Annotated in this window: 21 protein-coding genes and 1 pseudogene; 11 read left to right on the forward strand and 11 right to left on the reverse strand. The window is 41.5% G+C overall.

Annotation, left to right across the window (positions count from 1 at the left end):
* The first annotated feature begins 146 nt into the window (after window positions 1-146).
* Both BG00_RS16660 and BG00_RS16665 read left to right on the forward strand, forming a co-directional pair.
* Window positions 147-1,418, forward strand: a complete 1,272-nt coding sequence (locus BG00_RS16660) for an O-acetylhomoserine aminocarboxypropyltransferase/cysteine synthase family protein (RefSeq protein ID WP_036983998.1) — start codon at window positions 147-149, stop codon at window positions 1,416-1,418.
* Window positions 1,419-1,486: 68 nt separating this feature from the next.
* The gene (locus tag BG00_RS16665; RefSeq protein ID WP_036983999.1) at window positions 1,487-2,146 is read left to right on the forward strand and encodes an NADPH-dependent FMN reductase; all 660 of its coding nucleotides are present in this window, start codon (window positions 1,487-1,489) and stop codon (window positions 2,144-2,146) included.
* A gap of 16 nt (window positions 2,147-2,162) precedes the next feature.
* Here the strand turns inward: BG00_RS16665 and BG00_RS16670 are convergent, their stop codons facing one another.
* The 10 genes from BG00_RS16670 to hisG all read right to left on the reverse strand — a co-directional run bounded on the left by BG00_RS16670 (window position 2,163) and on the right by hisG (window position 10,093).
* Entirely contained in the window at window positions 2,163-2,351 is a 189-nt protein-coding gene (locus BG00_RS16670) for a DUF1289 domain-containing protein (RefSeq protein ID WP_036984000.1), read from the reverse strand.
* Window positions 2,352-2,365: 14 nt separating this feature from the next.
* Window positions 2,366-2,881: a hypothetical protein gene (locus tag BG00_RS16675; RefSeq protein ID WP_036984001.1), complete on the reverse strand. Its 516-nt coding sequence runs from the start codon at window positions 2,879-2,881 to the stop codon at window positions 2,366-2,368.
* Between the two features lie 141 nt (window positions 2,882-3,022).
* Window positions 3,023-3,637, reverse strand: coding sequence for a bifunctional phosphoribosyl-AMP cyclohydrolase/phosphoribosyl-ATP diphosphatase HisIE (gene hisIE / locus BG00_RS16680; protein ID WP_013463284.1), 615 nt, complete (start codon window positions 3,635-3,637; stop codon window positions 3,023-3,025).
* Window positions 3,631-4,407 carry an imidazole glycerol phosphate synthase subunit HisF gene (gene hisF / locus BG00_RS16685; protein WP_036984002.1) on the reverse strand — a complete coding sequence of 259 codons (777 nt, stop codon included), beginning with the start codon at window positions 4,405-4,407 and terminating at the stop codon, window positions 3,631-3,633. The genes hisIE and hisF overlap by 7 nt, the downstream gene beginning before the upstream one ends.
* A complete protein-coding gene (locus BG00_RS16690) occupies window positions 4,389-5,123 on the reverse strand; it encodes a 1-(5-phosphoribosyl)-5-[(5-phosphoribosylamino)methylideneamino] imidazole-4-carboxamide isomerase (RefSeq protein ID WP_036984003.1) in 735 nt (244 codons plus the stop codon). The genes hisF and BG00_RS16690 overlap by 19 nt, the downstream gene beginning before the upstream one ends.
* Before the next feature lie 28 nt (window positions 5,124-5,151).
* Window positions 5,152-5,742: an imidazole glycerol phosphate synthase subunit HisH gene (hisH, locus tag BG00_RS16695; RefSeq protein WP_036984004.1), complete on the reverse strand. Its 591-nt coding sequence runs from the start codon at window positions 5,740-5,742 to the stop codon at window positions 5,152-5,154.
* Complete coding sequence (hisB, locus tag BG00_RS16700; protein WP_036984005.1) at window positions 5,739-6,800, reverse strand: bifunctional histidinol-phosphatase/imidazoleglycerol-phosphate dehydratase HisB; 1,062 nt, start codon at window positions 6,798-6,800, stop codon at window positions 5,739-5,741. The genes hisH and hisB overlap by 4 nt, the downstream gene beginning before the upstream one ends.
* Complete coding sequence (gene hisC, locus BG00_RS16705) at window positions 6,797-7,897, reverse strand: histidinol-phosphate transaminase (protein WP_036984006.1); 1,101 nt, start codon at window positions 7,895-7,897, stop codon at window positions 6,797-6,799. The genes hisB and hisC overlap by 4 nt, the downstream gene beginning before the upstream one ends.
* The gene (gene hisD, locus BG00_RS16710) at window positions 7,887-9,188 is read right to left on the reverse strand and encodes a histidinol dehydrogenase (RefSeq protein WP_036984007.1); all 1,302 of its coding nucleotides are present in this window, start codon (window positions 9,186-9,188) and stop codon (window positions 7,887-7,889) included. The genes hisC and hisD overlap by 11 nt, the downstream gene beginning before the upstream one ends.
* Window positions 9,189-9,193: 5 nt before the next feature.
* Window positions 9,194-10,093: an ATP phosphoribosyltransferase gene (gene hisG, locus BG00_RS16715; protein WP_036984008.1), complete on the reverse strand. Its 900-nt coding sequence runs from the start codon at window positions 10,091-10,093 to the stop codon at window positions 9,194-9,196.
* A gap of 396 nt (window positions 10,094-10,489) precedes the next feature.
* On the opposite strand from hisG, the gene BG00_RS16720 reads away from it, so the two are divergent.
* The 8 genes and pseudogenes from BG00_RS16720 (at window position 10,490) to BG00_RS16745 (ending at window position 16,591) form a co-directional block, all read left to right on the forward strand.
* The gene (locus BG00_RS16720) at window positions 10,490-10,723 is read left to right on the forward strand and encodes a hypothetical protein (RefSeq protein WP_036984009.1); all 234 of its coding nucleotides are present in this window, start codon (window positions 10,490-10,492) and stop codon (window positions 10,721-10,723) included.
* Window positions 10,724-11,105: 382 nt separating this feature from the next.
* A pseudogene (locus tag BG00_RS16725) lies at window positions 11,106-12,506 on the forward strand (pre-peptidase C-terminal domain-containing protein); the annotation flags it as partial.
* Window positions 12,507-12,681: 175 nt separating this feature from the next.
* Window positions 12,682-12,954 (forward strand): hypothetical protein, encoded by a 273-nt coding sequence (locus tag BG00_RS18330; protein ID WP_253861424.1) that lies wholly within the window; start codon window positions 12,682-12,684, stop codon window positions 12,952-12,954.
* A gap of 26 nt (window positions 12,955-12,980) precedes the next feature.
* Entirely contained in the window at window positions 12,981-13,211 is a 231-nt protein-coding gene (locus BG00_RS18335) for a PPC domain-containing protein (protein WP_253861432.1), read from the forward strand.
* A 78-nt stretch (window positions 13,212-13,289) separates the two neighbouring features.
* Entirely contained in the window at window positions 13,290-13,460 is a 171-nt protein-coding gene (locus BG00_RS18340; RefSeq protein ID WP_253861425.1) for a hypothetical protein, read from the forward strand.
* Window positions 13,461-13,560: 100 nt separating this feature from the next.
* Window positions 13,561-15,477 (forward strand): DNA repair helicase YoaA, encoded by a 1,917-nt coding sequence (locus tag BG00_RS16735; protein ID WP_013463302.1) that lies wholly within the window; start codon window positions 13,561-13,563, stop codon window positions 15,475-15,477.
* Between the two features lie 8 nt (window positions 15,478-15,485).
* On the forward strand, window positions 15,486-16,187 hold the full coding sequence (gene tsaB / locus BG00_RS16740; RefSeq protein ID WP_036984010.1) for a tRNA (adenosine(37)-N6)-threonylcarbamoyltransferase complex dimerization subunit type 1 TsaB: 702 nt from the start codon (window positions 15,486-15,488) through the stop codon (window positions 16,185-16,187).
* A 74-nt stretch (window positions 16,188-16,261) separates the two neighbouring features.
* Window positions 16,262-16,591 carry a hypothetical protein gene (locus BG00_RS16745; protein ID WP_013463304.1) on the forward strand — a complete coding sequence of 110 codons (330 nt, stop codon included), beginning with the start codon at window positions 16,262-16,264 and terminating at the stop codon, window positions 16,589-16,591.
* A 68-nt stretch (window positions 16,592-16,659) separates the two neighbouring features.
* Here the strand turns inward: BG00_RS16745 and BG00_RS16750 are convergent, their stop codons facing one another.
* Window positions 16,660-17,946 carry an alkaline phosphatase gene (locus BG00_RS16750; protein ID WP_036984011.1) on the reverse strand — a complete coding sequence of 429 codons (1,287 nt, stop codon included), beginning with the start codon at window positions 17,944-17,946 and terminating at the stop codon, window positions 16,660-16,662.
* Between the two features lie 187 nt (window positions 17,947-18,133).
* On the opposite strand from BG00_RS16750, the gene BG00_RS16755 reads away from it, so the two are divergent.
* On the forward strand, window positions 18,134-18,985 hold the full coding sequence (locus BG00_RS16755; RefSeq protein WP_036984012.1) for an alpha/beta hydrolase: 852 nt from the start codon (window positions 18,134-18,136) through the stop codon (window positions 18,983-18,985).
* Window positions 18,986-19,060: the final 75 nt, after the last annotated feature.

A 19,060-nucleotide genomic window follows, 5' to 3' on the forward strand; every position in this document is an offset into this window, starting at 1 on the left:
CTTGAATATATGAGCAAACGGTAGTTTGAACGCTTTGTTAGATACAGTATTCAATCTATTTCCCTCAACATTCTTTAGTATATTTCATGTGCACTTTGTAACCATTAAATGCTACGTTAGGTGTAACTATATTGAAGGGATAAATTATGAAACTTGAGTCTTTAGCGTTGCACCATGGTTATGAATCTGAAGCCACCACTAAATCGGCGGCGGTGCCGATTTATAACACCTCTTCGTACACCTTTGATAATACCCAGCATGGCGCTGATTTATTTGATTTAAAAGTGCCGGGTAATATTTATACCCGCATTATGAACCCGACCAATGCGGTACTTGAACAGCGTATTGCGGCGATGGAAGGCGGCATTGGTGCGCTGGCGGTGGCCTCGGGTATGGCGGCCATTACCTATGCGATTCAATGTTTATGTGAAGTGGGCACTAATATTGTAAGCACTAGCCAAGTATATGGCGGTACATATAACTTATTTGCTCATACGTTACCGCGCCAAGGTATTGAAGCTCGCATGATTAAAGCTGATGATTTTAGCGCCTTTGAAAACGCGATTGATGAAAACACCCGTGCAGTATTTTGTGAGTCCATTGGTAACCCTGCAGGTAATATTGTCGATATTGAGCGTTTAGCTAACATTGCCCACAGCAAAGGGGTGCCTTTAATTGTAGATAACACCGTGGCTACGCCGTATCTGTGTCGTCCATTTGAGTTGGGTGCTGATATAGTGGTTCATTCACTGACAAAGTATATAAACGGCCATGGAACCGCTATTGGCGGTATGATTGTTGATTCGGGCAAGTTTGATTGGAAAACCAATGCCACGCGCTTTGCAATGATGAACGAGCCCGATCCGTCGTATCATAATGTGGTTTATACCGAAGCTTTTGCTGAAGCGGCGTTTATTGGTCGTTGCCGCGTTGTACCACTTAGAAATACCGGTGCAGCACTTGCGCCTAAAAACGCATCTGACATTTTAATCGGCCTAGAAACCTTAGGCTTACGAATGGATCGCCACTGCGAAAACGCGCAAAAAATTGCTGAATACCTAGAGGGCCACCCTAAGGTGCTGTGGGTTAATTACGCGGGATTAAAATCAAGCCCCTATAACGAAATGAGCCAAAAAATTACCAATGGTAAGGCGTCAGGTATTTTAAGTTTTGGCATTGCCGGTGGCCTTGAAGCCGGTACGCGCTTTATTGATGCTCTAAACATGATTTTACGTTTGGTGAATATCGGCGATGCTAAATCGCTGGCGTGTCATCCAGCATCTACTACGCACCGCCAATTAAATGATGAAGAACTGGCCAATGCGGGCGTTAGCCGCGATTTAATTCGTTTATCGGTGGGTATTGAAAACATTGACGATATTATTGCCGATGTAAGCCAAGCGCTCGATAAAGCCTAAATCGTACGTTAAATACCTCAGATTTTTTTGAGGTATTTATTTTTGTAATCAAAAAGGAGTGCCGTTACATGAAGTTATTAATTTTTCTCGGTTCGGTTAGAAAAAGTACTCCACCTAAGCCTGCGCGTTTAGGGAAAAGAGTAGCAAAAGCATGTGAGCGTTGTTTGCTTGAGCTCTACTCTGAGCATGAAGTAGAGCTTATTGATCCGCTTGATTATGATTTAGACCCTATCTTTAAGCCGCATTTTGCTTACGCACAGGGCGATGCGCCAGAGTCGCTTAATGCCTTAGCGGCAAAAATTAAAACCAGCGATGGCTTTGTTATGGTGAGCCCTGAATATAATCATTCGATGAGTCCAGCACTCGCTAATTTGTTAAACCACTTTGGAAGTTCTTTATTTGGCTATAAACCCAGCGCGATTGTTACGTATTCTGCAGGGCAGTGGGGCGGCGTACGCGCTGCTGTTGGCATGCGCAGCTTTTTGAGTGAACTTGGCTGTTTGCCGGTATCAGCAATGATCCATGTACCAAAAGCACAGGATGTATTTATTGAAAGTGGTGACGCAAATAATGCGGCAGAGCAAACATCGTGGGATAGCTATTTTTCGCGCACATTCAATCAATTAATTTGGTGGGCTGAAGGCGCAAGTAAACAACGTGAAGCGTTAGATCCAAAGCAATTAATTAAAGATTTTAAACGCGACCCATCACAACGTAATGCGCCTTAATAGTTATAAATTTAAGCTAGTCTTTTTTGGCGTCTTCACGAGGGGAAGCCAAAATAGCTTGCTTTTGCTCATCGGTTAAAATAATCCAGTCGAATATTTCGTCACTTGTGCGCCCGCACCCAGTACAGTAGCCATTCAGTCTATAACATTCACCGATACAGTCTGTTTTTAAATAAGTGGATTGTTTACTGGGTGTTTGGCGCATACATTCTCTCGTTATTATTTAGTAGCGACGGGCTTTCCTACTTCTAACGAGGTAGACCAGGTTTTAATTTTTGATAAAGTTTTGCTGGTATAAACAGAAATAACCGGTGACTTTTCATCAAGTACAAAGGTGGTGCGCAGAGAGGTTTCCGACTCTTTTTGTGTTTCTAGCCAGTTGCTATTTTTTGTTAAACATTGGCGAGTGAGCTCAACGGCTTGTTTATGCATGGCAACGGCTTGTTGCTGGTCTTTGTAGTTTTCTTGACAGCGATAGGTCACGGTTTGATTGTTAAAGCTGGTTACTTGGCAGTTATTGCCAAATACGTTGTACTTTGCGCTCCACACATCTAAATAAGGTGTTTTTACTTTGGTGTCTTTTAATGCTTCAAAGTGATTGTCATAGGCGGCAATTAGCCCATCCATTTTTTCGCAGGGGGTTAGGTTATCTAGTTTAGCTTTTTGCTCAGTGGTTAAACTGCTACAGCCAGATAAAATTAGGCCAGTTAATACCAGCGATATATAGGTTTTCATAATGCGCTATCCTTTTGTAATAGCTATTAAGAATACCTAAGGGAGGGAGTAAATGCTATTCGCAAGGTGTAATTTAAAGTGAATTTATGGTTTTAACATACTGAGTGCGCCACAAAATGGCGCACACAGTAACAGACAGTTTTACTTATGACGCCCTTGTAGGCAAGCAACTGCATCGGTGAGCTCTAAGCCTTGGCGCTGTAATAACACAATTAAGTGATACAACAAGTCGGCCGATTCGTTAGTAAGCTCATTGTTGTCATGTTTCATTGCCGCAAGCGCCACTTCAACACCTTCTTCACCTACTTTTTGACAGCTACGGCTTAAGTCTTCAGCAAATAAAGACGCGGTGTAGCTTTTAGCTGGATCGTCATTTTTACGTGCAACAATTACATCTTCAAGTTGCGCTAGAAAGCTTAAACTTGGTTTTGCAGCATCGCCAAAACAGCTTTGCGTGCCTAAATGGCACGTTGGCCCTTCTGGGTTTGCCAATACTAAAATTGAATCGTAGTCGCAATCTGTATGCACAGAGACCACGTTTAAGTAGTTTTCTGATGACTCGCCTTTGGTCCATAAACGCGATTTAGAACGCGAATAAAAAGTCACCTTATTACTTTCAAGCGTAACAGCAAGCGCTTCGCTATTCATAAAACCTTGCATTAAAATAACGCCAGAGCGTGCATCTTGAACAATGGCAGGGATCATCTCGCTTTTAGCGAAATCAACTTGAGTTAGGTTTTCTTGCGTTACTAGCATAATCTGGCTGCCACTTGGTTATCTATTAAAAATTGTTTTAGTTCGCCAATATTAATCACGTTTTTATGAAAAACGCTGGCTGCGAGTGCACCATCTACTTTGCTTTGTTTAAATACATCAACAAAATCTTGCATTGTGCCTGCGCCCCCTGAGGCGATTAAAGGAATGTCGCATAGCTCGCGTATTTTGCTTAGTTGCTCGTTGTCGTAACCATTACGAACGCCATCTTGGTTCATACAGTTTAAAACAATTTCGCCAGCGCCTAAGTCTTGTACGCGTTTAACCCATTCTTCGGTTTTATATCGGGTGCGGCTTGACGCATTAGGATCGCCTGTAAGCTGATACACTAAGTATTCACCGGTTGTTTCATCGTAAAAACTATCAATACCGACAACCACACACTGCTTGCCAAACTCATCGTGTAACTCTTTTATAAGCTCAGGACGGGCAATGGCAGGGCTATTAATACTGATTTTGTCAGCGCCGCGTTCAAGTACGCGCGCTGCATCGGCTACCGATTTAATGCCACCCGCTACACAAAAGGGAATATCGATATGGCGGGCAATATTTTCTACCCAATTTACATCGAGTAATCGTTTTTCAACGCTTGCACTGATCTCGTAAAATACCAGTTCGTCGGCACCGGCTTCACTGTAGGCTTTAGCAAGTGTTAAAACATCGCCGACTATTTCATGACCCTTAAATTTAACGCCTTTAACGACTTGGCCGTCTTTTACGTCTAAACAAGGAATTATGCGTTTTGATAACATGCTAACGCCTCCTCAACATTAAAGGCACCATCGAGTAATGATTTACCTAAAATAACACCACCAACGCCCAGTTTTTTCAGCTTTGCAATATCATCCAGTGAGCTTACACCGCCTGACGCTTGAACTTTAATTTCGCTGTTGTGGTTTGTTAAGTCTTCATAAAGTGCAAACGAAGGGCCGGTCATGGTGCCGTCTTTACTGATGTCAGTACACAGAAAATCAACCACGCCAAGTGCCACGTAAAAATCAACAAGTTCGAACAAGCCAAACTCAGATTCACTTAACCAACCATGTGTTGCTGGTGCCCAGCCGTTATCAGTTTTATTAACATCTAGTGCGATAACAAAGTGTTCACTGCCAAACTTTTCAATCCACGCCTTTACTTGCTCACGCTTTTCAACGGCCATTGAGCCAATCACGACTTGGTTAGCACCGGCTTCAAGCCAGTCAGCAACATCTTGCTCTGAACGAATACCGCCGCCCACTTGGTAGGGAACATTAAGCGCTTTAGTCGCAGCTTGTATATGCTGCCACTGTTTTTTATTTGGATCGCGCGCGCCTTCTAAATCAACCAGGTGCAGCTTACCTGCGCCGCTATTTGCGTACTCTTGTAAGCGTGCGCCAAGCTCAAAAGGGTAAAATTGTGCTGTATCATACTTACCTTGGTATAAGCGCACAATTTGGTTTTGTAATACATCGAGTGCTGGAATAATCACGTTTATTTCTCTTATTTTTTTGCTGCGCTTACAGCTGCCAATCTAAAAAGTTTTGTAAAAGTCGGGTGCCTATTTTGGCGCTTCGCTCTGGGTGGAACTGCATGCCTGCGTAGTTATCTTTGGCAACTATCGCTGAAAAAGCTTGCCCGTATTCACCGCTAACTAGGGTGGCATCGTTTACTGTGTGCGCAAAGCTATGCACAAAGTACACTTGATCTTGCGCCGATAACCCTTTGGTAAGGGCATGCTCTTTTAGCACGCTTAGGTCATTCCACCCCATATGTGGTGAGGTTAATGTGCCCACTTCTAAGTGCTTAACAACACCCGGAATTTTGCCAAGGCAATCAACGTTGCCTTCTTCAGTGCTGTCGCAAAGTAATTGCATGCCTAAACAAATGCCCATCAGCGGGCGCTGATATTCATCAATTGCTTGCTGCCAACCAGCGTCTTTTAAGCGTTTCATGGCAACAGAGGCATGGCCTACGCCGGGTAAAATAGCACGTTCAAAGCCTTTTAGTTGCTCAGGTGAGGTGATCACCTCAGGCGTTTTGCCTAAGCGCTCAAAGGCAAAACGAACTGAGTTAATGTTGGCACAACCGGTATTAATTATGGCAATCATAAACACCCCTTAGAGCTAGCAGTTTGTTGCGAGGCATCTTTTGCAATTGAAGCGCGAAGTGCTCTTGCAAACGCTTTAAAAAGGCCTTCAACTTGGTGATGACAATTACCATCGCTAACCGACAAAATAAGGCTCATGGCGGCATTATCACTTAAGCTTTTAAAGAAGTGTTCAACCATTTGCACGTCTAAGTCGCCCACTTTTTCACGGCTAAAATCGGCATTTAATACAAACGAGGCGCGGCCCGATAAGTCAATTTGCGCTTCTGCTTTACATTCATCCATAGGGAGTGCAAAGCCATAGCGACCAATTTGCGTTTTTGTACCTAGCGCTTGTTTAAGGGCAAGGCCAAGTGCAATGCCGATATCTTCAACTAGGTGGTGCTCATCTATGTGTAAATCGCCTTTGGCTTTAATATTTAAGCCAATATTGGCGTGAGTGCGAATTTGATCCAGCATGTGATCAAAAAAACCTAGGCCAGTTTCAATGCTGCCATTTTTGGTTTGATCAAGGTTAACTTGCACATCGATTTGCGTTTCTTTAGTGTTGCGAGTGACACGGCCTTCACGGTTTGCCGTGGTCAGCTTAGTAACAATAGCAGGCCAGCTACCATCGTATAAAATACCTTCACAACATAAGTTTTGCGCAAGGCCAATATCAGTTTGGCGGTCGCCAATTACAAAAGAGCGCGCTAAATCTACGTTGCCAGAGCGCATAAGCTCAGTAAGTAAACCAGTTTTTGGTTTACGGCAGTCACAATTTTGTTCATCAAAGTGAGGGCAGATCAGAACTTCATCAAATTTAATCCCTTGGCTGTTGAGTATGTCCATCATTTTGTCTTGGGCTATATCAAAATCCGCAGTAGGGAAACTGTTAGTACCTAAACCATCTTGGTTTGAAACCATTACAAGGCGGTAACCTGCCGCTTGAAGTTGTAATAGAGCAGGGATCACATTTGGCAAAAACACTAATTTTTCTAGGCTATCAACCTGTTTGTCGGTGATTGGCTCTTCAATAATGGTGCCGTCACGGTCTATAAATAAATAGGGGTTACTCATGATACTTCCTGTTGTGATAGGGCTGTTGGGGTGGTTAAACCATCGAGCCAAATTTTTACTTGTTCTAATTCTTGTTCGCTACCAATTGAAATGCGTAGCCAGTCGTCTTCACCGTATAAGGTAAATGCCCGCATGACTAAGCCTTGTTCTAGGGCAACTTTAAAGCTGTTTTTATCGGCCAATTTTAAGGTAACAAAGTTGCCTTCACCAGTGAGAATTTTTAATACAGCAGGGGAGGCGTTTAACCACTCTATTAGCTTTAATTTTAAGCTGTTTAAAATGCTCACCTGGCGACGCATAGAGGTAATGGCATCAGGGGCAATGGCTTGCGCTGCAATATTGGCTACCACGCTCGATACCGGATACGGTGCAATGACTTTACTAATGGGCGCAAGTACACTGGCTTGAGCGAGGGTAAACCCGGTTCGCAGGCCTGCCAACGCAAACGCTTTTGACAGTGTACGTAGCACTACAATATTACTAAACTCGTTTATAAGTTGTGTTGCACTTTGCTCTGGGCAAAACTCTATATAGGCTTCATCAACAATCACCAATGCTTTACCAGTAAGAGCGGTGGCAATGGCTTTTACTTTATCTAGCGGCGTTAAACTACCTGTTGGGTTATTTGGATTACAAATAAACACCAGTTTTGAGCTACCGACCGCAGTCACAATATCATCAACATTGGCTGTTAATAATAACTCTTGAGTAAGCGCGTTAATAGCCACATTGTGCGTATCAGCAGTCACTTTATACATACCGTAGGTAGGCAAAAACAGCGCAATGCTATCTTTAGCTGGCTGGCAATACGTGCGTACTAAAAGTTCAATGCCTTCATCTGCACCTCGCGTCATAAGGACATTGTCGCTTTTAAGCTCGGTGTAAGCTGCATAGCGATCAATAACCAATTGTGGCTGTGGATCGGGATAGCGATTTAAATCTTCAATACTCAGCTCAAGGTTTTTAGCATACGGACTTTCGTTGGCATTGAGCCACGTTGTGCCTGTTAACTTTTCACTTTTAGCCGAGCTGTAAGCAGCAAGCGCTGCAATATTATCAGGTAATAAGCCAGGTGCTTGGGCGCTCTCATTGCTCATTTTTTATTGCCTCTAAACGAATTGAAACCGCATTAGCGTGGGCATCAAGGCCTTCGGCATCTGCCAGTGGTAAAATAGCTTTTGAAAGCTCAGTTAAGCCACTTTTACTAATAGTTTGTACTGTGTATGTGCGGAAAAAATCAAGCAAGTTTAAGCTTGAGTATGTCGCGCTATAACCGTAAGTAGGTAATACGTGGTTAGTACCCGATGCATAATCGCCAGCCGATTCTGGTGTGTAGTCGCCAACAAATACTGAACCTGCATTTTTAACCGAATCAAGGTACGGGCTTGCATCTGCCAGCTGTAAAATTAAGTGCTCTGGCCCATATTGCGCTGATACATCAAATGCTTGCGCTATTGAATCCACTAAAATAAGTGACGAATTGGCCAGCGCTTGTTCAGCGGTGTCTTTTCGGCTTAAGTTAGCTAATTGACGAGTAAGCGCGTCTTGTGTTTGTTTAATAATAGTTTCACTGTTACACAATAAAATAACTTGCGAGTCGGCGCCATGCTCTGCTTGTGAGAGTAAATCGGCCGCAATAAACTCTGGATTTGCTCGTTCATCTGCTATCACTAATACTTCAGATGGCCCTGCTGGCATATCAATCGCCATTCCTGGAATTGTTTGTGCAACTAACTGCTTTGCCATAGTCACAAAGCTATTACCTGGGCCAAAAATTTTATTCACTTTAGGTACTGATTCAGTGCCGTAGGCCATTGCAGCAATCGCGCCTGCACCACCGCTTTCAATAATAGTGGTGATACCACATAATTTAGCAGCATATAAAATAGCAGGGTTTATTGCTTTATCGCCTTGTACGGGGGTAGTTAGTACCACGGTTTTTGCACCGCTTAACTGCGCCAATACACCTTGCATTATAACTGACGATGGCAATGGGGCACTGCCCCCAGGGACATAAATACCGACCGCTTCGATGGCTTGATATTTCAGTTCACATTCAACGCCCGGTTGAGTCGATAACTTAATATCTTTAGGCAGTTGCGCTTGGTGAAAACATTTTACATTTGCATAAGCGGTGTCAATTGCATACTTAAGTTCAGGACTTAGCATTTTCTCAGCGGCATTAATTTCATCAAGTGGAACACGTAAACGTGGCTCAGCTCGGTTATCAAACTCTTTTGCTAACGCCAGTAATGCTGCATCGCCTTGCGCATTTACTTTTGCCAAAATAGTTTGGCAAATACTTTCTACTTTTTCACTCGCTGATACAGCAGGGCGCATCAGCGCCGCTGCTTGAACCTGTGATGATTCTTCATTCCAACGAAGCATGGCTGTTACTCCATCATTTTTTCAATTGGCATAACTAAAATAGAATTGGCACCAAGGGCCTTAAGTTGCTCCATGGTTTCCCAAAATAGGGTTTCGCTACTCACCATGTGTAGGGCGACATATTCATCATTACCTGCAAGGGCAAGTAAGGTAGGTTGACCAGAACCTGGCAGGATTTCACAAATTTCATCCAGCTTGTCTTTTGGTGCGTGTAACATGATGTATTTGCTTTCTTTGGCTTGCTTAACACCACGTAAACGCGGCATTAATTTATTAATAAGTGCTAATTTTTCAGAGTCTTGCAGTTGAGTGTTTTGAATCAAACAGGCGTTTGACTCTAAAATGGTATCACCCTGCATTAAGCCATTGGCTTCAAGGGTTGCACCTGTTGATACCAAATCACAAATGGCATCAGCAAGACCAGCACGCGGCGCTACTTCAACAGAGCCAGTTAGCATTACAGTGCTGGCGTTGATGCCTTCACGTTTTAAATATTGGCTTAAAATTTCAGGGTAGGTGGTTGCAATACGTTTGCCTTCAAACCAGCTTTTGTCTTGCTTGCCTAGTTCTTGTGGCCATGCAAGTGCAAGACGACAGTAACCAAAGTCTAATTTTGATAATTTAGTTACTTCGCTTGGAACGCCTTGGCGCTCTCTTTCTGCTTGTACTTCAACTAATACGTTTTCGCCAACAATACCTAAATCACATACACCGTCCATAACTAAGCCCGGGATATCGTCATCGCGCACACGTAATACGTCAATAGGCATGTTGGTTGAGTGTGCTATAAGGCGCTGCTCACGAAGGTTGAGTTTTACACCCAGTTGTTTAAGCAGATCTTGACAATCTTTAGATAGGCGGCCGCCTTTTTGGATGGCGATACGAAGACGATTACTATTATTCATTACTCATTTTCCTTTAATTTAAAAACTAAAAACCCCGAGGAAAACCTCAGGGCGAAAATGAATCTTGGTATGTTGATTCGCCAGAGGTTTCCTTTTAGGAACAACCTCTCAGCGAAAGACCTGACAGGTTATTCCGATGAATGATGGTGGTGATGTACTGCTGTCAGAGTGTTGCGCATTTTTTATCCTGTTTAGCTATTCGTTATTATGTTAACGCTTAGCTGCTGTTTGTTTAATAAATTTCGCATTCATAAAAACACATTAACCAATAGCATGGCAAGAAAAATATTCTTTAATTAAAGAATATTTTATAACTGTCGATAGTAACTAAAGGTTTGCTTTATTTATCAACAGTTTTATAGTGATTAAATTACGTTCAATTCAATGGAGGCAAGCATGGATATAATGATCCCTTATTTAGGGCCTATTACGCGTTTAACGCTTGAATCTAAAGGGGCTTTTCATGTTGCTGGGGTTCAACAAAGTGCCAGTGCCAAAAAAGTCGAGTTAGAAGAGCGTAAAAAAAGAGAAGTAGAAAAGCAACATAAGCTGGCGTTTGACGAAAATAAATCGCGCAATAAAACCGCTGAAGAAGATGACGACAAACCCCATTTAGATACATGGGCTTAGTACAAGTGATTGGCGATGCCGTTATTGCCTCAAGTTTAAATCGCCCTCAATAAAAGCAAATTTGTTTAAACATAGCAAATAGTGGTGCATGGCTATGAACTGCGTATTTTTAAAGCTACTCCCTACCCATTTAAAATAGATTACCCCTCTTTTAAAGCTCAACAAGTAAAGTATTTTCCTTTGCAACTACATACTCATTGAGCAGTCGATTAGTGATTAACAATAAAGCGTGTGATTTTAAAATCTAATGCTTTTTGCTGGCTGTCTTATGTAAATATATGTATACGAAATGTTATCTCTGGCCTTCATTAGTTAAAGCAGTAGTCTTTAAATCATTGTAAATTAAAAGTTTATTTTTCGTTGTTTAAGTTTGTGGCCTACTTCCTTGTTATCAGTAAGTACAAATCAGTTGATTGGGTTGAGTGTAGGGAACGAATTAGTTGTATTAAAAGAATTTACTAGCAATAACGGAGAAGTAACCCGCCGCTATCAACAAACGTATCAGGGCATTCCTGTCATTGGTGATACGGTCAGCTTAACATTTAATAATGGGATGCTTAAAAAAGACCACGGTGCAGCTGTATATAACATTGAGGAAGATTTATCTGATGTATCGGCTAAATTGACAATAAAAGATGCGATTTTAAAAGGGTCTAAAACGGGTATAGCTGCAAAATCAGTAGGCTTAAAAAAACATAATGAGCAATCCAGACTTGCTATCTGGGTTGACGATCAAAATAAAGCGCATTTAGTTTATGAAGTGTCTTATGTTACTTATGGCAAGTCACCATCAAGGCCATACCTGATCATTGATGCTAATACCGGTGAGGTCTTGCTTAGTTACGATAACCTGCAACATGCCCTGGGGGTAATCTAAAAACAGGCAAGTATTTATATGGAACTGATTTTGACAGCCTAGATGTTAGTCAATCAGGTAATACTTGTAGCATAAATAACGCAAATGTTCGCACTATTAATTTAAATGGCGGAACAAGTGGCTCTTCTGCGTATCCATTTACATGTCCTATTGGCTAGTCGCAAAGGATATTTTAAAGGTAATGGTGCACTGCGTTATATGAATAACCCTACTCAAGGTGGTCATTCCATAGATAATCAAAGTAACTATTATTCAGGTATGGACGTGCATTATAGTACAGGGGTTTATAATAAGGCATTTTATAATTTAGCAACCACGCCGGGTTGGGATACACAAAAAGCCTTTATCGTAATGGCACGTGCTAACCAACTATATTGGAGTGCGGGTGTAGGCTGGGATTTAGCCGGTAACGGTGTGATGGATGCAGCCTGTGATTTAAATTATGACCCTAATGATGTTAAAGCCGCTTTGGCTGCGGTAGGCGTTAATTCAAATCTTAGTTCAGGTAGTGAATGTGCTACAACACAACCACCGACTGACGATGAAGCATTAACCAATGGGGTAACCCGTACGGGTATCAGCGGTGCAGACAAAGAGCAACTATTCTTTACTTTGGATGTTCCCGCTGGCGCGATAAATCTTCAGTTTAATACTACTGGCGGCTCAGGTGATGCAGACTTATACGTTAAATTTGCCAGCCGACCGACCTTAAATAGCTACGACTGTAATAGCACAACATCTACTAGTACAGAAAGCTGTAACATAAGTAATGCACAAGCGGGAACTTACCATGTAATGGTTGAAGCATGGAGTGCGAAATCTGGCGTATCATTAACGGGTAGTTACTCAGGTGATAATGGTGGGGTAACGCCTATCAACAGAATTGAGTCTAATATTAATGTGACAATAACGGCAGTATCGAAGATATTATTATGATGACGGATTACACCCCAATGCTCAAAATCAATTTTTAGCCCAGCTGATAGACACCTATTTACCACAAATTAGTTATGGCTTTGAACAATGTGGTTATGGTTGCTCCGTTCATGCTTCTTGGTATCAACAAGGGTTTGCGACCTCAATGCCATTTGAATCAAAAATGAATGACATTAACCCACTGATACATACACAAAACGACAGTAATTTTGATGCTGATCATGCAATTAAATTTGCTAACTTAGCCGTTAGCTTTGTTGCTGAATTGGCAAAAAATGCCGGTGAAGTCACTCCGCCAAATAATAATGAGTTAGTCAATGGTGAACCAATTTCTGGTATCAATGCCACTGCTAAAGAGCAGCTTATCTATACATTGAATGTACCAAAAGGAGCGCAAAACTTAAGCTTTGAAACCTAGGTGGTAATGGCGATGCCGATTTAGACATTAAATATAATCAGGCGCCCACGTTAACTGATTACGACTGTAAAAGTACCTCTGCCACAAGTAATGAGCGTTGCGACATTCCAACCAGCAATGAAGGCACTTACTATGTCATGGTTGAGGCATACAACGCAATTAATAATGTTTATCTGACGGGCAGTTTTGAGCCCGCAGGCGCTTTAGAGCCTATCAATCGCGTAGAAGATAACATTAGCGTAAATACAGGTGATTAGCAGCGTTTTGAACAACGTTTAGCCGCGGGTTATGCCTCCCTAAACGTTGCTATTTCAGGCGGAAGCGGCGATGCTGATTTGTATTTAAATTTCGGTGCGTATCTTCAAATACACAATTTGTGTGTAGGCCATATAAACGGCAACACAGAAAGTTGCACTGTTTCTGCAACCCAGGCAGGTATATGGCATATAGATGTTAAAGGCTATCATGATGCAAGTGGCATTAAGTTAACTATAAATGCACAATAATTAATAGGGACATAAGCCCCTTTAAAGGCCAAATTCTCACGCTATTTGGCTTGCCCTTCATCAATAGCTTACGTAGAATCCCGCTATTATTTTTTATAAAGTGATTGGTATTATCAAACAGCTGTTTAGTGCAACCGGGCCTTTGGCTTTATCAATAGATGGATACTCACCACGCCAACCTCAAATTGATATGGCTGTGGCTGTTGAGGATGCATTAAAAACAAGTTCCCAGCTTGTTGTTGAGGCCGGTACTGGCACAGGTAAAACCTTTGCTTATTTAGCGCCAGCCCTCAAATCTAAAGGCAAAACAATAATTTCAACCGGTTCTAAAGCACTGCAAGAACAGCTGTATCATCGTGATTTACCAGTGTTAGTAAAAGCCTTAGGCGCGGCTAAAAAAACGGCATTGTTAAAAGGGCGTGCCAATTATTTATGCACTTATCGGCTTACCCAACATGTTGCACACGTACCCACAGACGACCCTGATGTAATGCACCAACTTGCTATGGTTGCTAAATTTGCCAGTGAAACGCATACCGGCGATTTAGCCGACTGTATTGGTATTGAAGAAGATGCCAAAGTGTTGCCGTATGTCAGCTCTACTGCAGATAACTGTTTAGGTAAAGAGTGCCCTGACTTTCAAGAGTGCTATATTCGTAAAGCGCGTTTAAAAGCAGGGGATGCCGACGTTGTCGTAATTAATCATCATCTATTTTTTGCCGATATGGCGGTTAAAGAGTCTGGCTTTGCAGAGCTAATGCCCAACGCAGATGCCTATATATTTGATGAAGCCCACCAGTTAAGTGAAATTGCCAGTGACTATTTTGGCGAAACCATGAGTACTAAAAAGCTGGTGGATTTAATTAATGATTTACGCGCTATTTACCGCGCTGAAATTCCAGACATGCTGCAATTAGGAAAAAGTTTGAATAAACTGGAAACCAGTGTCGCCGATTTAAGATTGCAGTTTGGTGTGGACGGTAGCCGCGGGGATTGGCGTGAAAAGCTCAGTAATAAGCTTATTTGCTCTGCATTACACCGCGTTATTAGTGATTTAGAATTTGTGTATCAGGTTTTAAAACATTGCTTAGAACGAAGTGATAAAATTGAACACCCATTTGAGCGGGTGTTGGCATTTAAAGGCCAGTTAGAGCGCGTATTTGATACCGCCCAAACAGGCTTTAGTTATTGGTACGAAACCACGCGGCGCTATTTAACCATAAATATAACGCCGCTGAATGTATCGGCTAAATTTGCTTTGATGATGAAAGAGTCTGGCGCAGGGTTTGTGTTTACCTCGGCCACGTTATCGGTCGACAACGAACTCACTCATTTTAATGCCAGCCTTGGGTTAAAACCAAAGCAAAGTATGATGGTAGACAGTCCATTTGATTATGAAAATCAGGCGCTTTTGTGCTTGCCGCGCTATTTACCTGAAACGCACGCCGATAATATGCCGCATGCGATTGTAAAGTTAACTCTCGAACTCATAAAATCAGCAAAAGGGCGTTGTTTTGTGCTATTTACTAGTTACCGAATGATGCATTTGGTGGCTGAGGGCTTAACCACACAAATGGACTATCCGGTTTACATGCAAGGGCAAATGTCTAAACGCATTATATTAGAAAAATTTACCCGTCATGGTAATGCCGTGTTACTCGGCACAGCGTCCTTTTGGGAAGGGGTTGATGTAAGAGGCAGTACTTTAAGCTGTGTTATTATCGACAAACTGCCGTTTGCGGCGCCCGATGATCCGCTTTTGCAAGCTAGAATGCAGGATTGCCAAATGCAAGGAAAAGATCCCTTTGCGCATATTCAGTTACCACAAGCGGTTATTGCCTTAAAGCAGGGCGTAGGTCGCTTAATTCGTGATAACAAAGATAAAGGTGTGTTAGTAATTTGCGATAATCGTTTAGTTACACGCCAATATGGACAAGTATTTTTAAAGAGTTTACCGCCAATGCGCCGTACACGTAGCTTAGAAGATGCAAATACATTTTTAAAACATATTAATTGAGTACAAAAATGATCAAAAGTAACATTCTCGCCCTAGACGCTTCTACAGAGGCTTTATCGCTTGTTTTGCATTATCAAGGTAAAACGTTTCATCATTTTGAAGAGTGTCCGCAGCAGCATAGTCAAAAAATTCTGCCACTTATTGATGAGCTGCTTAATAAAGCCAATTGTAAATTAAAAGATTTAGATGTTATTGGCTTTGGCCAAGGTCCAGGCAGCTTTACGGGTGTGCGTATTAGCGTGGCCATAGCACAAGGGCTTGGGTATTCAACGAATTTACCGCTAGTGGGGGTTTCTACCTTAGCGGTTATGGCGCAACAAGCGTTTGAACAATTTGGCGATGAAGTGGTTTATTCAAGCATTGATGCGCGTATGGGGGAAATATACTTTGCTCAATACCAAGTTAATAATAATTTGATGAAACTTCAAGGTGAAGAACGTGTTTTTAAGCCTGAACTGCTTGATGCTTCATTGATAGACACAAACAAAACAGCAACCGGCGTGGGGACTGGATTTAAAAGTTATCCCGATGCATTAACTGCATTTACAAATGTGAGTGTACACCCTGAAATTACGCTACCCGATGCACAATACATGTTGGCGTTAGTGGATGCACAGTACCTTGCAGGTAATGGCGTAAAAGCCAGCGATGCTCAGCCTAAGTATGTGCGTGACACAGTGACCTGGAAAAAATTACCAGGCCGCGAATAACGCTAAGTTGTATTGTTTGCATATTGAGCTATTTTAAATCATAATTTAAGCATGTTGTTGGTTGGAGAAGCGTAATGTCGCTGCCTATAAGCTCTGGTTTTTTTACTGGTGATATCCCTGCTAAGGTGCGCTCTACTGCTGTTGTTACGGCAAAGCCCGAACGACTATCAGAGCAGCCAATACCACAGAAAACCAATACAGACTATGTTAAGAGCAGCCCCGAAGGGCTTGAACTCGCAAAAGAGTTTGTAAAAGCGAACACCAAAGAGGCCCAATATAGCCAAACTATTTACGATCAACCGAGTGCGCAAGTTAGTAAGGCAATTTCTACTTACACTGAGTTTGCTAATTTAGAGCGAAGAGCTGAAGTTCAAAGCTTAATTGGTGTTGATATATATGCTTAATTATAAAATTAATAGCCAAATAAAAAGCCCGAATAGATTATTCGGGCTTTTTATTTTTATACCAGTGATTACTGTTTTATGTAACTAATCAGTTTTTTAGCTATGTCAGTATTGTTTTGTGAACCAATAAAGTCATCGCTATTTTTACCATAGGCAAATACTTGCACATCAGAAGCGGTATGTCCGCCCGTTGTCCAACCAGTGAAACTTAAATCATTGATAATGCTTTTAACCGCTAAATTAAGGATTTTTTCACCCATGGCTTTAGCTTGTTTAAGTTTAATTTCGTTTTCAGTTGTAAACTCAATACGGGTATTGGCTTGCCATACCGTTTTAAGGTTATCTGATCCCATTAATAATTTGGTTAATGTACCCGCAGTGGCTTTAACACCTTTGATGATGTCGGTTCCCCATTTGTATTGGCCATGCGCGCCAATGGTTAAACCGCCTGTAGAGTGATCAGCCGTGATCACTAAAATAGTGTCTGGGTTGTTATCTACATAGGCTTTTGCCGTTTCGATTGATTTTGCAAAGTCGTCCATTTCAGCCATTGCGCAAGCAATATCATTTGCGTGACCACACCAGTCAATTTGGCTGCCTTCAATCATCACAAAAAAGCCTTTATCGTTTTGCCCATCAAGCAAATCAAACGCTTTAGAGGTTAACTGTTTTAATCTCGTAGGGTTTTCATCTAGCGCAAAAGGTAATCCCTTAGGTGCGTATAAACCAATAGCAGGGATTTGTGTAATTTGACCTAAGTTTTTAATATCGTCACCGTATTGATAACCTGCTTTTTTAAATTCGTCGACTAAGTTTCTGTCATCACGAATAAAATATTGAGTTCCACCGCCTAACATTAAATCAACCGGTAATTTACCAGCAATTTTATTGTCAATGTAGTCGTTTGCGATGTCATCATAATTTCTTCTTGATTCATTATGCGCGGCAAAGCTTGCAGGTGTTGCATGGTTAATTTGTGAAGTAGCCACTAACGCTGTTGTCATTCCTTGCTCTTTTGCAATTTCTAGCATGGTCTTAACCGGTTTTTTAGCCGTATCTACAGCGATTGCGCCATTATAACTTTTATGACCGCTGCTAAGTGCAGTTGCACCTGCTGCGCTGTCTGTTACATAAGTATGGTCATCAGGATAAGTGTGCGCCATGCCTTTTAACATAGTGTCGAAAACGGTTGTTTCTATTTCTTTTGTTGTAGGGTCATCTTTGTAATAACGATAAGCGGTAGTAAAAGCGGGACCCATGCCATCACCAATCATATAAATAACATTTTTAGGCGCTGTTTGAGCGAATGCTCCTGTTGTACATAAAAGCGCTAATAAGCCGAACTGTTTTTTCATTGTGCGTACCCTTTAAGTGTACTAATTTTAATAGCGACTATTATTGTATACCGATAGCAAGATAAATAAATGAATATGTTATGAAATCTTGAAACTTAAGTGTGTGTTCTATTAGTTCAGTTCTATTATTTGTGTATTAACTCTTGTATGTTATGGCCATAACCAAATAAAAAAGTTGAGGTTTGCGTTGCAACCATTTTCGGTAAAAGCTAATGACTTAGATATACACGGTATTAAATTTGGAGACGGTGAAGACGTCGTTATCGCTTTGCATGGCTGGCTAGATAATTGTGCTAGCTTCGTGCCTATGCTGAGTCGTGCTGCACCTTCGCAAACATGGTATTGCATTGACTTTCCAGGGCATGGACTGTCATCTTGGCGAAGCCCTCAAGCACATTACTACTTTATTGATTATGTGGATGATGTGTATGCATTAATCACAGCGCTTAAGTTAAAGAAGGTACACTTGGTTGGTCATTCTATGGGGGCTATGGTAGCAGGGCTGTTTGCTAGTTGTTTTAGTGAGTACGTAAAATCTGTTTCTTTTATTGAAGGTATAGGCTGTGTTACCACCGATAGCGATGAAGTGTGTTCTCAGCTAAGAAGTGCCATACTAAACCGAGCAAGGTTTAGTACAAAAAAATCACGGGTATACACTTCAAAACAACAAATTTATCAAGCGCGTGCAAAAACAACTGATTTAAATGATGAACTAATCGCGTTGTTGATGGACAGAAACATAAAACAAATGCACAGTGGGTTTGAGTTAACGACTGATCCTAAGCTTAAAAATCACTCAGGTTTTCGATTTGATGAATCGCAATGTATTGGTGCAATAAAAGAATTAATTGCACCATGTCAATTAATATTAGGTGATAAAGGTTATCCATTTGTAAAACAAAATCTAGACAAGTATAGTAAATATTACAATAACTTGAGTGTAATAGATGTGCCTGGTGGGCATCATTGCCATATGCAAAGTAGTGGACTATGTTTTGAACACATTCACGCATTTATGGTGCAAAGTAGTGCATGTTAATTGTATATTACCGATAAATGTGGGATTATCTCTAGATTAGAGTATTTGCTCAATTGTGAAAGTGCCTTACTTAGA

It is taken from the genome of Pseudoalteromonas sp. SCSIO_11900 (assembly GCF_000576475.1).
GTDB lineage: Bacteria > Pseudomonadota > Gammaproteobacteria > Enterobacterales > Alteromonadaceae > Pseudoalteromonas > Pseudoalteromonas tetraodonis.

Bases quoted from the DNA above. Each gene is read 5' to 3' on its own strand.
- hisC (WP_036984006.1), bottom strand. From the start codon at position 7,897: ATGAGCAATGAGAGCGCCCAAGCACCTGGCTTATTACCTGATAATATT.
- hisH (WP_036984004.1), bottom strand. From the start codon at position 5,742: ATGATTGCCATAATTAATACCGGTTGTGCCAACATTAACTCAGTTCGT.
- hisF (WP_036984002.1), bottom strand. From the start codon at position 4,407: ATGTTATCAAAACGCATAATTCCTTGTTTAGACGTAAAAGACGGCCAA.
- BG00_RS16745 (WP_013463304.1), top strand. From the start codon at position 16,262: ATGTCGCTGCCTATAAGCTCTGGTTTTTTTACTGGTGATATCCCTGCT.
- BG00_RS16660 (WP_036983998.1), top strand. From the start codon at position 147: ATGAAACTTGAGTCTTTAGCGTTGCACCATGGTTATGAATCTGAAGCC.
- BG00_RS16665 (WP_036983999.1), top strand. From the start codon at position 1,487: ATGAAGTTATTAATTTTTCTCGGTTCGGTTAGAAAAAGTACTCCACCT.
- hisB (WP_036984005.1), bottom strand. From the start codon at position 6,800: ATGAGTAACCCCTATTTATTTATAGACCGTGACGGCACCATTATTGAA.
- tsaB (WP_036984010.1), top strand. From the start codon at position 15,486: ATGATCAAAAGTAACATTCTCGCCCTAGACGCTTCTACAGAGGCTTTA.
- hisIE (WP_013463284.1), bottom strand. From the start codon at position 3,637: ATGCTAGTAACGCAAGAAAACCTAACTCAAGTTGATTTCGCTAAAAGC.
- BG00_RS16675 (WP_036984001.1), bottom strand. From the start codon at position 2,881: ATGAAAACCTATATATCGCTGGTATTAACTGGCCTAATTTTATCTGGC.
- hisD (WP_036984007.1), bottom strand. From the start codon at position 9,188: ATGCTTCGTTGGAATGAAGAATCATCACAGGTTCAAGCAGCGGCGCTG.
- hisG (WP_036984008.1), bottom strand. From the start codon at position 10,093: ATGAATAATAGTAATCGTCTTCGTATCGCCATCCAAAAAGGCGGCCGC.
- BG00_RS18330 (WP_253861424.1), top strand. From the start codon at position 12,682: ATGCCATTTGAATCAAAAATGAATGACATTAACCCACTGATACATACA.
- BG00_RS16750 (WP_036984011.1), bottom strand. From the start codon at position 17,946: ATGAAAAAACAGTTCGGCTTATTAGCGCTTTTATGTACAACAGGAGCA.
- BG00_RS16720 (WP_036984009.1), top strand. From the start codon at position 10,490: ATGGATATAATGATCCCTTATTTAGGGCCTATTACGCGTTTAACGCTT.
- BG00_RS16670 (WP_036984000.1), bottom strand. From the start codon at position 2,351: ATGCGCCAAACACCCAGTAAACAATCCACTTATTTAAAAACAGACTGT.